The organism is Burkholderia sp. Ac-20392 (assembly GCF_017104585.1).
GTDB classification, from domain to species: Bacteria; Pseudomonadota; Gammaproteobacteria; order Burkholderiales; family Burkholderiaceae; genus Burkholderia; species Burkholderia lata.
In genome coordinates this window covers 1-12436 of sequence record NZ_JAAGPB010000247.1, presented here as the reverse complement: position 1 = coordinate 12436, position 12436 = coordinate 1, and the positions used below count along the sequence as shown (strand labels likewise).

General features: G+C 67.8%; 13 protein-coding genes and 1 pseudogene. 10 read left to right on the top strand and 4 right to left on the bottom strand.

The window, feature by feature from the left end; all coding sequences use genetic code 11:
* Positions 1 to 614 (top strand): RibD family protein (locus tag G3N99_RS24025; protein WP_206123638.1); only part of this gene is annotated, 614 nt, incomplete at its 5' end.
* A gap of 101 nt (positions 615 to 715) precedes the next feature.
* Positions 716 to 811 (top strand): annotated as a pseudogene (locus tag G3N99_RS42590) (riboflavin synthase); the annotation flags it as partial.
* 72 nt (positions 812 to 883) lie between these two features.
* On the opposite strand, the gene G3N99_RS24015 reads toward G3N99_RS42590, so the two are convergent.
* Entirely contained in the window at positions 884 to 1567 is a 684-nt protein-coding gene (locus tag G3N99_RS24015; protein WP_206123637.1) for a GntR family transcriptional regulator, read from the bottom strand.
* Positions 1564 to 2166, bottom strand: a complete 603-nt coding sequence (locus G3N99_RS24010; RefSeq protein WP_206123636.1) for a class I SAM-dependent methyltransferase — start codon at positions 2164 to 2166, stop codon at positions 1564 to 1566. The genes G3N99_RS24015 and G3N99_RS24010 overlap by 4 nt, the downstream gene beginning before the upstream one ends.
* A gap of 271 nt (positions 2167 to 2437) precedes the next feature.
* Between G3N99_RS24010 and G3N99_RS24005 the strand changes: the two genes are divergently transcribed.
* The 5 genes from G3N99_RS24005 (at position 2438) to G3N99_RS23985 (ending at position 6562) form a co-directional block, all read left to right on the top strand.
* On the top strand, positions 2438 to 2956 hold the full coding sequence (locus G3N99_RS24005; protein ID WP_206123635.1) for a DUF1993 domain-containing protein: 519 nt from the start codon (positions 2438 to 2440) through the stop codon (positions 2954 to 2956).
* Positions 2957 to 3143: 187 nt separating this feature from the next.
* The gene (gene ribBA, locus G3N99_RS24000; RefSeq protein ID WP_174941443.1) at positions 3144 to 4286 is read left to right on the top strand and encodes a bifunctional 3,4-dihydroxy-2-butanone-4-phosphate synthase/GTP cyclohydrolase II; all 1143 of its coding nucleotides are present in this window, start codon (positions 3144 to 3146) and stop codon (positions 4284 to 4286) included.
* Between the two features lie 53 nt (positions 4287 to 4339).
* Entirely contained in the window at positions 4340 to 4858 is a 519-nt protein-coding gene (gene ribH / locus G3N99_RS23995; protein WP_011351235.1) for a 6,7-dimethyl-8-ribityllumazine synthase, read from the top strand.
* Positions 4855 to 5292, top strand: a complete 438-nt coding sequence (nusB, locus tag G3N99_RS23990; protein ID WP_021157083.1) for a transcription antitermination factor NusB — start codon at positions 4855 to 4857, stop codon at positions 5290 to 5292. Before ribH ends, nusB begins: the two co-directional genes overlap by 4 nt.
* Before the next feature lie 73 nt (positions 5293 to 5365).
* On the top strand, positions 5366 to 6562 hold the full coding sequence (locus G3N99_RS23985; RefSeq protein WP_039371039.1) for a pyridoxal phosphate-dependent aminotransferase: 1197 nt from the start codon (positions 5366 to 5368) through the stop codon (positions 6560 to 6562).
* A 100-nt stretch (positions 6563 to 6662) separates the two neighbouring features.
* On the opposite strand, the gene G3N99_RS23980 is transcribed toward G3N99_RS23985, so the two are convergent.
* Complete coding sequence (locus G3N99_RS23980; RefSeq protein ID WP_174944839.1) at positions 6663 to 7775, bottom strand: lytic transglycosylase domain-containing protein; 1113 nt, start codon at positions 7773 to 7775, stop codon at positions 6663 to 6665.
* A 596-nt stretch (positions 7776 to 8371) separates the two neighbouring features.
* On the opposite strand from G3N99_RS23980, the gene G3N99_RS23975 reads away from it, so the two are divergent.
* Entirely contained in the window at positions 8372 to 9928 is a 1557-nt protein-coding gene (locus G3N99_RS23975) for a UbiD family decarboxylase (RefSeq protein ID WP_174941447.1), read from the top strand.
* Positions 9929 to 9986: 58 nt separating this feature from the next.
* A complete protein-coding gene (locus G3N99_RS23970; RefSeq protein ID WP_206123634.1) occupies positions 9987 to 10655 on the top strand; it encodes a LysE family transporter in 669 nt (222 codons plus the stop codon).
* Between the two features lie 125 nt (positions 10656 to 10780).
* On the opposite strand, the gene G3N99_RS23965 is transcribed toward G3N99_RS23970, so the two are convergent.
* Positions 10781 to 11083, bottom strand: coding sequence for a hypothetical protein (locus tag G3N99_RS23965; protein WP_041492762.1), 303 nt, complete (start codon positions 11081 to 11083; stop codon positions 10781 to 10783).
* A 515-nt stretch (positions 11084 to 11598) separates the two neighbouring features.
* On the opposite strand from G3N99_RS23965, the gene G3N99_RS23960 reads away from it, so the two are divergent.
* Positions 11599 to 12436: DUF2520 domain-containing protein (locus G3N99_RS23960; protein WP_206123633.1), on the top strand; the 838-nt coding region annotated here is incomplete at its 3' end.

The following is a 12436-nucleotide window of genomic DNA, read 5'->3' as shown; positions in this document are numbered from 1 at the left end:
CGTCCGGCGAAAGCCAGTGGATCACCGGCGAGGCCGCGCGCCTCGACGGGCATGCGTGGCGTGCCCGCGCCTGCGCGATCCTCACCGGCATCGGCACCGTGCGCGAAGACAATCCGCTGCTGACCGTGCGCGGCATCGACACGCCGCGCCAGCCGCAGCGCATCCTGGTGGACAGCCGCCTCGACCTGCCGCTCGATGCGCGGCTGCTCGAAGGCGCGCCGCTGCTGATCTTCTGCGGCCGGCTCGACGCCGCCAGTGAATTACGCGCGAACGTGCTGAAGGCGCGCGGCGCGGAAATCGTGCCGCTCGCGAATGCACAAGGCAAGGTCGACCTGCCCGCGATGCTGGCGGCGCTCGGCGCGCGCGGCGTCAACGAACTGCACGTCGAGGCCGGCCACAAGCTGAATGGCTCGCTGCTGCGCGAGCAGTGCGTCGACGAATTGCTCGTCTACCTCGCGCCGAGCCTGCTGGGCGCCGATGCGGCCGGCATGTTCGACCTCGCCGCGCCGGCGAGCCTCGAGGCACGCACGCGGCTGTCGTTCCACGGGTTCGAGCGGGTCGGCGACGATCTGCGAATCCTCGCGCGCTTCGCGCCGCCCGACGCCACTCACTGAACGGGATCGTCACGATGTTTGCCGGCATTGTCGCGACCGTCGGCCGTATCGAATCGATCCAGCCGCTCGGCGCGTCGGTCGATGCGGGCGGGCGCCTCACCGTGCTGGCCGGTGACAAGGTCAATCTCGAAGTCGACATGATCGCGCGCTACGTCGAACGGGCGCTGTCGACGTCGCAGGGCGTGCATCAGGACTGATTGCGCGGGCGGCCCCCGAAGCACGAACGGCCGCCGCTTTGCGCCATCCTTCGCGCTGTCGCCCGCAGGCGGTCACGCGTCTGCCTCCTCCCCTCCCGCGCGCGCCAGAATCGTCCCGAGCAACTGCCGTACATGCTCGCGCGCCGCGCGCTCCGCACCTTCCGCATCGCGCTTCGCGATCATGTCGAGCACCTGCCGGTGTTCGGCAACGTTCCCGCCCAGCCGCGCCCAGTCGTCCATCGGACTCGCGCCGCCCGAACACATCGTCTGCACCTGCGCATACAGCGCCCTGAGCGATGTCTCGATCGTCGTATTGCGGGCGGTCGCGAGCAGCCCGTGATGGAAATCGAGGTTGGCGATGCGGTAGGCGTCGCCATCGCGCATATCGACGGCCTTCGCCTGCCGCGTCAACGCTTCATCCAGCGCCGCGTGATCGTCGGGCGTCACGCGCTGTGCGGCCAGGCGTGCGGCCATTCCCTCGAGCGCCTCCCGCGCCTCGAAGATGGCCACGATCCGCGCGCGGTCGAACGCGATGACGAACACGCCCTGGCGCGGCACGACCTGCAGCAGCCCCTCCGCTTCCAGGCGCGAAACCGCCGCCCACACGGGCGAGCGGCTGATGCCGAGATCGCGCGACAGCGCTTCGATGCTGATCTTCTCGCCCGCCGCGAAGCGCGCTTCGTCGACCAGCATCTCGCGGATCGCCCCGTACGCGTCGCGCCCCAGTGTCGTGCGCTCGAGCGTCGCGCGCGTCATGCCGGCCTCCGGCGACGCGCGATGTGGAGCCCCTTGCCGACCGGCACGAGCGTCGTGTCGAACTCCCGCGTCGCGTCGACCGCGGCGAGATAGCCGACGATTTCGTCCGGATGGGACAGCGCGTTGTCCGCGACGAGCAGCGCGTCGGCCGTCAGCTTCGGCAACAGGTGCGCGAGCTGCTGCGGCGCGCTCACGCGATCGGCATCGAAGAACACGCAGTCGAACGGGCCCGTCACGGCCGCGCAGACCTGCGTCGCATCGCCTTCGATCACCTGCGCCCAATCCTGCAGCGACGCCGCGCGCAGGTTGGCCCTCGCCTGCCCGGCCTTGTCGGGCGAGTACTCGACGGTGACGAGCGGCTGCCCGTCCGTTTCGCGCAGCGCATGGGCGAGCCAGATCGCGCTGTAACCATTGGACGTACCGATCTCGAGCACGCGCCTGCGCCGTGCGCCGGTGACGAGCAGGTACAGCAGTTCGGCAGTGGCCGGCTCGAGGTTGAGCATCTTGCGGCTGCGGTCGTCCGTCCGCGCATCGTTTTCCTGGCCGAAGGACGCCAGCCGGGCAAGGACGGCCGACGCGGCGCTGTCGAGTTCGATCATGGGAGTCTCCTTGGCTTCATATTTCGTGTTTCGTGTTTCATGATACGACTTTTTCCGGATCGACACGTGATGCCGGTGAAGCCCCGCATTCCGGTGCAATCGGGAAGACGGCATGACATCCACCGGCCAACCGCCCATCCGGCACCTGGCCGAATGGCCAACGACGCGCACGGGTCATGCCACCGCGCTAAGATGCGTCGACAGCGGATTCAACGCCGCAACGCACGGCGTGCCGCGTACCGGTCACCCTCTTCCTCAAGGAGTCGTCCCCATGTCCATCTCGATGTACCAGGCTTCGCTGCCCGTGCTGATCCGTGGCCTGACCAACCTGCAGCACATCCTCGGCAAGGCGCAGGCGCATGCCGCCGAAAAGCAGATCGATCCGTCGGTGTTCGTCGGCGCCCGCCTGTACCCGGACATGCTGCCGCTCGTCCGCCAGGTCTACATCGCGACCGACACGGCCAAGGGCTGCGCCGCGCGGCTCGCCGATGTCGAGATCCCGAGCTACCCGGACGTCGAGCAGACCTTCGACGAACTGCACGCACGCATCCAGAAGACGATCGACTACCTGAAAGGCTTCGACGCCGCGCAGATCGACGGCAGCGAGGCGCGCCAGATCGTGCTGAAGATGCGCGTCGGCCCGATCGAGTTCAGCGGCCAGTCTTACCTGCTGAATTTCGTGCTGCCCAATTTCTTCTTCCACGTGACGACCGCGTACGACATCCTGCGCCACAGCGGCGTCGAGCTCGGCAAGCTCGACTACCTGGGCGGGCGCGACCAGCACGCGTGACGCACGGCCGGGCCCAGCCCGGCCCCCTCCGCACCCGCGTGCGGGCAACGTACGACGGCCGCGCCAGGCCTGCCGCGCAAGCCGGCGCAGCGCTTTCCGGAGCGCTCGCCGGCCGCGCGCGACCCATGCCAGCCGAAACGTCGTCCGGCTGGCGTAAAATACGCACTTTCCTCTTTCACGCCCCCTTATGACGCTCGCCTCCACGCTCGACATCATCGCCGAGCTGAAAGCCGGCCGGATGGTGATCCTGGTCGACGAAGAAGACCGCGAAAACGAGGGCGACCTCGTGATCGCCGCCGAATTCGTCACGCCGGAAGCGATCAACTTCATGGCCAGGTACGGCCGCGGCCTGGTTTGTCTGACGTTGACGCAGGAACGCTGCAAGCAGCTGCACCTGCCGCTGATGACCTACCGCAACGGCACGCAGTACGGCACCGCCTTCACGGTCAGCATCGAAGCGGCCGAAGGCGTGACGACCGGCATCTCGGCCGCCGACCGTGCGCACACGATCGCCACGGCGGTCGCGCACGACGTGCGCCCCGAGCACATCGTGCAGCCGGGCCATGTGTTCCCGATCATGGCGCAGCCGGGTGGCGTGCTCGTCCGCGCGGGCCATACCGAGGCCGGTTGCGACTTCACCGCGCTTGCGGGCCTCACGCCGGCCGCGGTGATCTGCGAGATCATCAAGGACGACGGCACGATGGCGCGCCTGCCCGACCTGATCGAGTTCGCGCAGGAACACAACCTGAAGATCGGCACGATCGCCGACCTGATCCAGTACCGCAGCCGCACCGAATCGATCATCGAGCGGATCGCCGAGCGCACGATGCAGACCGCGCACGGCACGTTCCGCGCGGTGCTGTACCGCGACCAGCCGAGCGGCTCGCCGCACATCGCGCTGGTGCGCGGTGCGCCGTCGCCGGACGTCGATACGCCGGTGCGCGTGCACGAGCCGCTGTCGGTGCTCGACCTGCTCGAGACGAGCGTGTCCACGCACTCGTGGACGCTCGACGCCGCAATGCGCGAGATCGCGGAACGCGACCTCGGCGTGATCGTGCTGCTCAACTGCGGCGACACGAAGGAACACCTGATCGACGTCTTCAAGGCGTTCGACGAGGAAGAAAAGGCCGCCGCGCTCAAGCGCCGGCCGGTTGATTTCAAGACGTTCGGCATCGGCGCGCAGATCCTGCGCGATGTCGGCGTCAGCAAGATGCAGGTGCTGTCGAATCCGCGCAAGCTGGGCAGCATGTCCGGCTACGGCCTGGAAGTCACGGGCTTCATTCCGATGCCCGGCGGCGAAGCCAAGTCCTGCCCGGCGTCCAACGCGTAACCCGCCACGGCGCTTTCGCCCTATAACCGTTCATCCACACCACGGACAAGATCATGGAAATCGGACAATACCAACCGAATCTCGAAGGCGACGGCCTGCGTATCGGCATCGTGCAATCGCGCTTCAACGAGCCCGTGTGCAACGGCCTCGCCGACGCGTGCGTCGAGGAACTGGAACGCCTCGGCGTCACCGGTGAAGACGTGCTGCTCGTGTCGGTGCCCGGCGCGCTGGAAATCCCGCTCGCGCTGCAAAAGCTCGCGGAAAGCGGCCAGTTCGACGCGCTGATCGCACTCGGCGCAGTGATCCGCGGCGAGACCTACCACTTCGAACTCGTGTCGAACGAGAGCGGCGCGGGCATCACCCGCATCGGCCTCGACTTCAACCTGCCGATCGCGAACGCGGTCCTGACGACCGAAAACGACGAGCAGGCCGTCGCGCGCATGACCGAAAAGGGTCGTGACGCCGCACGCGTCGCCGTCGAGATGGCCAACCTGACGATGGCGCTCGACCAACTCGGCGATGACGACGAGGACGAGGAAGAAGACGAAGACGACGAAGAGGAGCGCGCATGAAGAAGAGCGCCCGCCGACAATCGCGCGAGCTGGCGACGCAGGGGCTGTACCAGTGGCTGCTGTCGAACGCGTCCTCCGGTGAGATCGACGCGCAACTGCGTGGCGCGCTCGGTTACGACAAGGCCGACAAGGAGCTGCTCGACGCGATCCTGCACGGCGTGATCCGCGAGCACGCCACGCTCGTCGAAGCGCTGACGCCGTCGCTCGACCGCCCGATCGACCAGCTGTCGCCGGTCGAACGCGCCGTGCTGCTGATCGCGACGTTCGAGCTCACGCACCATGTCGAAACGCCGTACCGCGTGATCATCAACGAAGCTGTCGAACTCGCGAAGACGTTCGGCGGCTCCGACGGCTACAAGTACGTGAACGGCGTGCTCGACAAGCTCGCCGCGAAGCTGCGCCCCGCCGAAACGCAGGCGCGCCGCAACGGCTGAACCCGTTGGTCCGGAACGGGCGCATACGCGCCCGTTTTTTCTTTTGCCTCGCCTCCCTCGCCCTGCCCGCCCGATGAATACCGCCACCGATTCGCTCGTCAGACTCGCCGCACGCGTCGACGCGATCCAGCCCTTCTACGTGATGGAATTGATGAAGGAGGCACAGCGTCTCGAGTCCTCGGGGCGCGATGTTATCCACATGGGCATCGGCGAGCCGGATTTCACTGCGCCGGAGCCGGTTGTCGAAGCGGCTGCGGCCGCGCTGCGCCGTGGCGTCACTCAATATACGAGTGCACTCGGCATTGCGCCGCTGCGCGAGGCGATCGCCGCGCACTACGCGCGTGCCTACGGCCTCACGATCAGTCCGGAACGGATCGTCGTGACGGCCGGCGCGTCGGCCGCGCTGCTGCTCGCGTGCCTCGCGCTCGTCGGGCGTGACGACGAGGTGCTGATGCCCGACCCGTCGTATCCGTGCAACCGGCACTTCGTCGCGGCGGCCGAAGGCCGCGCGGTGCTCGTGCCGAGCGGCCCGGACGCGCGCTTCCAGCTCACCGAGGATGACGTCCGTACGCGCTGGGGCGACCGCACGCGCGGCGTGCTGCTCGCCTCGCCGTCGAACCCGACCGGCACGTCGCTCGAACCCGACGAACTGAAGCGGATCGTCGAAGCCGTGCGCGCACGCGGCGGCTTCACGATCGTCGACGAGATCTACCAGGGGCTCAGCTACGACGCGGCGCCCGTGTCGGCGCTGTCGTTCGGCGACGACGTCGTCACCGTGAACAGCTTCTCCAAGTATTTCAGCATGACGGGCTGGCGGCTCGGCTGGCTGGTCGTGCCGCCCGCGCTGGTCGGCACGTTCGAGAAGCTGGCGCAGAACCTGTTCATCTGCCCGTCCGCGCTCGCGCAGCACGCGGCGCTCGCGTGCTTCGAGCCAGCCGCGCTCGACATCTACGAAGCGCGCCGGCTCGAATTCAAGCGCCGCCGCGACTTCATCGCACCGGCGCTCGAACGGCTCGGCTTCACGGTGCCCGTGATGCCGGACGGCGCGTTCTATGTATATGCGCACTGCGGCGGCGTCGCCCACCCGGCGGCCGGCGACAGTGCCGCGCTCACGACGGCGATGCTGCACGACGCGGGGGTCGTGCTGGTGCCCGGCATGGACTTCGGCGTCCATGCGCCACGCGACTATATCCGCCTGTCCTATGCGACGGCCTACTCGCGGCTCGAGGAAGCGGTCGACCGACTCGCGACGCTGTTCGGGCAGCACTGACACGCGGCTGCCGCGGCGGCCATTCCGCACACCGCACAAACAAAAAGGCACCCGGATCGGGTGCCTTTTTCCATTCCTGCCTGCCGGAGGTGTGCGTAAGTTACGCGCCCAGCTCCGAATGGTCGCCGTGCGCCTGCTTCGCGGTATCGACGCTCGCGTCGTCCTGCGACGTGGCTTCCTTCGATGCCGTCGCCTTCGCCGAGGTTTCGAGCGTCGCATGCACGCGCTTCGCGCCGCCTGCGGCTGCCGTCACGGCAGCAGCCGTGACGATCGGCTTCGCCGGCGCCTGCGGTGCATTGACCGGCACGCTACGGCCACGCGCGACGTCACGCAGGCGACCGCGCTCGGCCATCACCTTCGAACCGTAGCCGTTGTCCTCGGGGTTCGTCGAGCCGTTGTACATGCGCAGGCCGGTCGCGAGCGAGCCGCCACGTGCGATGCAGTCCTTCAGCACGAGTGCGCCGACCTGGAGGTTCGCGAGCGGCTGCAGCGCGGTATCGGTGCCGCCGAAATACTCGAACTTGTCGGAATGGACCTTCGACATGACCTGCATCAGGCCCTTCGCGCCGACGCCGCTTTCGGCGTACGGGTTGAAGCCCGATTCGATCGCCATCACGGACAGCAGCAGCAGCGGATCGAGGCCAACGTCACGGCCGGTCTGGAACGCAGCCTTGACGAGCTGGCCGAGCGGCTCCTGGGCGACGCGGTAACGGCGCGACAGGTAGGTCGCGACGAGCGCCTGTTCGCGATTCGATGCGAGTGCGCGGTCGTCACGCGCATCGGCTGCCACGCGCTGGGTCGGGATCAGCTTCGCAAGCGCGACGGGCGACGGGCCGTTGCGGGCCGGATCGGACGCATCGCCCTGCGCGGCGGCGGCTTCCGGTGCGACGTCGAGGCCGACCGCAAGCGCGTCCGTTTCGGGGCTGTTGTCTTCCTGCTGCGGCTGCGCGCCGGCGGGCGCGAAGTTCGGCAGCGGATGGCCGGTCAGCAGACGGGCCGGGCCAGCTTGCACGGCCGCGGATACGACCGGCATCAGCTTCGCGGCAAGCGTACCGCGGACGGTTGGCAGCAGCCACAGTGCAAGCGCAACTGCGACAGCGAGACAGCCGACAACGCTGAATAGATGGTGACTGACACGCGTCCCGCGACGCAGCATGCTGCGCACGAACTGCGCATGCTGCTCACTAGGACGCCACGATAACCAAGCGTTCATTCAGATCATCTCCCATGAACATGACTCGTGCGGCTCGCTCAGCTCGATGGCGAGACAGGTAACGCGCCGCGGAATCACGACGCCGCACGCTTTGGTTGGGGCGTGCAAGCATCGGGGAAACGGTATAAGTACCGTTCGAGGCCACGGTGTAAGAGGGCCGGCACCTTCGCACACTGGGCGAGGCGGGCATACGCGGTGGCACCCACGCAAAAAACCAGCGTCTGGTGGCGCTGGCCGGGACTACGACTAAGGCCGTCGGATACGCCGTGCAGGATTCGGCGGACGGTGACGCGCTGCGTCAAAGATCGGTGATTGGCGGCTCGAAGCCTTTTACCCTGCAGCCAATGTGAGCGGATTCTAGCAGGGTTTTATAGATCGTCAACACTATAAAACCTTGAAATTATAACAAAAAGTAATTTAAAAGCAGTCTTCAGATCGCCAGCCCCTTGCCGTAGGGGGTTTGCGCGCAGTCGACTTTTTTCTCCGCCGGGCGGGCATGCGGCGGCACGGGTAAAATCGTCGGTCGATTCGGGGTCGCAGCCGGACGCTGCGCCCACCCATCGCTGCCCGCCTGGCGGGTGGCCCGGACCATCTTCATGAAATACAAAGACTTACGCGATTTCATCCAGCGCCTCGAGGCGCTCGGCGAACTGCGGCGCGTCACGCAGCCCGTGTCGCCCGTGCTCGAAATGACCGAGCTGTGCGACCGCGTGCTGCGCGCCGGCGGCCCTGCGCTGCTGTTCAACGCACCGACCGGCTACGACTTTCCGGTGCTCGGCAACCTGTTCGGCACGCCGCGCCGCGTCGCGCTCGGCATGGGCGTCGATGCGGGCGACGACGCCGCGCTCGATTCGCTGCGCGATCTCGGGCGCCTGCTGTCCGCGCTGAAGGAACCCGATCCGCCGAAGAGCCTGAAGGACGCCGGCAAGCTGCTGTCGCTCGCGAAGGCCGTGTGGGACATGGCGCCGAAGTCGGTGTCGTCGCCGCCGTGCCAGGAGATCGTCTGGGAAGGCAACGACGTCGACCTGAACAGGCTGCCGATCCAGACCTGCTGGCCCGGCGACGCGGGGCCGCTCGTCACGTGGGGCCTGACGGTCACGCGCGGGCCGAACAAGTCGCGGCAGAATCTCGGGATCTACCGTCAGCAGCTGATCGGCCGCAACAAGCTGATCATGCGCTGGCTCGCACATCGCGGCGGCGCGCTCGACTTCCGCGAATTCGCGCTGCAGAACCCCGGCAAGCCGTATCCGGTCGCCGTCGTGCTCGGCGCCGATCCGGCCACGACGCTCGGCGCGGTGACGCCCGTGCCCGATTCGCTGTCCGAGTACCAGTTCGCCGGCCTGCTGCGCGGCAGCCGCACGGAGCTCGCGAAGTGCCTGACGCCCGGCGTCGACACGCTGCAGGTGCCCGCGCGCGCGGAGATCGTGCTCGAAGGCTTCATTTATCCGCAGGAAGGCGCCCCTGCCCCTGCTCCGGCCGGCGCGCCGCCGCGCCCGGCCGGCAATGCATCGGCCAAGTACGAGCACGCGCTCGAAGGCCCGTACGGCGACCACACCGGCTATTACAACGAGCAGGAGTGGTTCCCGGTGTTCACCGTCGAGCGCATCACGATGCGCCGCGACGCGATCTATCACTCGACCTACACGGGCAAGCCGCCTGACGAGCCCGCGGTGCTCGGCGTCGCGCTCAACGAAGTGTTCGTGCCGCTGCTGCAGAAGCAGTTCACCGAGATCACCGACTTCTACCTGCCGCCCGAAGGCTGCAGCTACCGGATGGCCATCGTCCAGATGAAGAAGAGCTACGCGGGCCACGCGAAGCGCGTGATGTTCGGCGTGTGGAGCTTCCTGCGGCAGTTCATGTATACGAAGTTCATCGTGGTCGTCGACGAGGACGTGAACATCCGCGACTGGAAGGAAGTGATCTGGGCGATCACGACGCGCGTCGACCCCGTGCGCGACACCGTGATGGTCGACAGCACGCCGATCGACTATCTCGACTTCGCGTCGCCGGTTGCCGGCCTCGGTTCGAAGATGGGGCTCGACGCGACCAACAAGTGGCCCGGCGAGACCAACCGCGAATGGGGCCGCCCGATCGAGATGGACGCGGCCGTGAAGGCGCGCGTCGACCGGCTCTGGCAGGAGATCGGTCTCTGACACCACGCGGCCGGCGCCTGCCGGCCCGTGGACTGCCATCGCCACAAGAACGACGAAGATGACTTTTCCGCCCGCCTCCATGCTGTCCGACGGTTTCTTTCTGTCACTGTCGCTGTGTCTCGACATCGGCCTCGTCAATGTCGCGATGCTGTCGCTGACGCTGTCGCACGGCTTCCGGCCGGGCTTCTGGCTCGGCATCGGCTCGTGCGTCGGCGATCTCGTCTATGCGGCGCTCGCGCTCGCAGGGATGGCCGTGCTGCTGCAGTTCGAGCCGGTGCGCTGGATCGTGTGGATCGGCGGCGGCGCCGTGCTGCTGTTCCTCACGTGGAAGATGGCGCGCGAAGCGCTCACGCCGGCCAAGGCGGCCGGCGACGATGCCGAGGACGCATTGCAGCCGCGCGCGAGTGCGCGGCGCAGTTTCCTGCGCGGGATGCTGCTCGCGATGTCGTCGCCGAGCGCGATCCTGTGGTTCGCGGCGGTCGGCGGCGCGCTGATCGCGAAGGCCGGCGCGACCACGCCGGCCACCGCGTCGGTGTTCCTGTCGGGCTTTTTCCTCGGCGGCCTCGCATGGACGCTCTTCATGTGCACGCTCGCGAGCCAGGGCCGCAAGCGCGCGGGCGCCGGGCTGATGCGCGCGTGTCACATCGCGTCGGCGCTACTGTTCGCGTATTTCTCGTACAGCGTGATCGTCGGCGGCTACCGCGACCTGATCGTGCACACGGTGTAATCGCAGCCGGCCTGCATGGGTAGCCCACCGAAGTCAGGCGGCGGGCTCCAAATAAAAAACGGCGCAGCGCCCCTCGCGGGACGTTGCGCCGTTTTGCCAAGCGCGGTCAAGCCGCGCGGCACGAATCAGCGACGCCAGTAGCCGTGATGGCCCCAGCCGCCACCATAGTAGCCATGACGCCAGTACGGACGGCCATAGTAGCCACCGACGACCACGGCGGGCGGCGGCGCGTAGTAGGCCGGCGCCGGTGCGTAATAGACGGGCGGAGGCGGCGGCGCGTAGTACACGGGCGGCGGCGGTGCATAGACGGGATACGCGGGCGCGACCGGGATACCGATGCCGACCCCGATCGACACGTGAGCCTGCGCAGCGCTTGCGGCACCCAGGCCCAGCGCGGCGGCGGCGATGAACGGAATGAGCTTTTTCACTTCGATTCTCCTGCTGGAGCGGTATTTTATGCGCCCCTGTCGGCAACGGCGGGCATGCACGTCGCATGGAAGCAATGTAGCGAAAACCCGCCCCTCGCGTATCGTGCATTTGTTGCAAATTGCAATTGCACGCGGGCGAAGGCGCCGTGCGGCGTGGCTCGCAGCATCGGCGGGGACCCTTGCGGGTCGAGCGATTCCGTCCGACGAGTCGGGTCGCAACATCATGGCCGGTCAGTCTTACCGGATACGGCGCGCGCAGCAGGCACGCAACCGTAATGAACGATTACAAATTTGAGACAAGATGCCGACATTTCAAGCCGGATACGGGGGCGATATGTTTCGGGGTCGGATTCGACGATCGTGAATCAACCGTGACGCCGGGCGCCGATCCACGCGTCGAACGCACCGCCTACCGGTAATCCATGCACGTGTCCGCGCGGACAGGCTCCTTTCGCGGCCCCGACGTCATTCCTGCGATACTGGCGGTTGCTTCGTTTTCGCTTACGTCCGTTGCCATGTCCCTCCCTGACACACCCCGCCTCGGCTTCATCGGCGCCGGCCGTCTCGCGCGCTGCGTCGCGCAGCGCTTCGCGCAGGCCGGCTTTCCGGTCGTTGCGATCGCGAGCCGCACGCCTGCGTCGGCCGCGACGCTCGCTGCGCGCATCGACGGCTGCCAGGCGGTCGACACGCCGCAGCAGGTCGTCGACGCCGCCGACCTGATCTTCCTGACGATGCCCGACGACCATCTCGCGTCGACCGCCGCGGCGCTGCACTTCGACGCGTCGCGCGCCGCGCAGCAGGCCGTCGTTCACTGCAGCGGCGCGTCGGCGGTCGCCCTGCTCGATCCGGTGAAGCAGCAAGGCGCGGCCACCGGCGGCTTCCATCCGCTCTACCTGTTCGGCGGCACCGACGCCGACCTCGCCCGCATTGACGGCTGCTCGGTCACGCTCGAAGCCGACGGCGCATTGCATGCGACGCTGCTGCGACTTGCTGCCGCACTCGGCTGCCATCCGCTGTCGATTCCGGCCGGCGGCCGGATGCTCTATCACGCGGCCGCGCACTACGCGGCGAGCTTCGCGCTGTGCGGGCTGGCGGAAGCGGTCGAGCTGTGGCGCGGCCTCGGTTTCGACGAGGACGCCGCGCTGCGCGCGCTGCTGCCGATGCTGGCCGGCACGATCGAAACCGCGCGCGACAAGGGGCTCGCGAACGCGCTCTCCGGCCCGGTGTCGCGCGGCGATACCGGCATCGTCGAACGCCAGTTGGCACTGCTTGAAACGCGCGGCGGCGATCACGCGACGCTGTACGCGCTGCTGACGCGCCGCGCGATCGCGCTCGCGGCGCAGCGCGCGACGA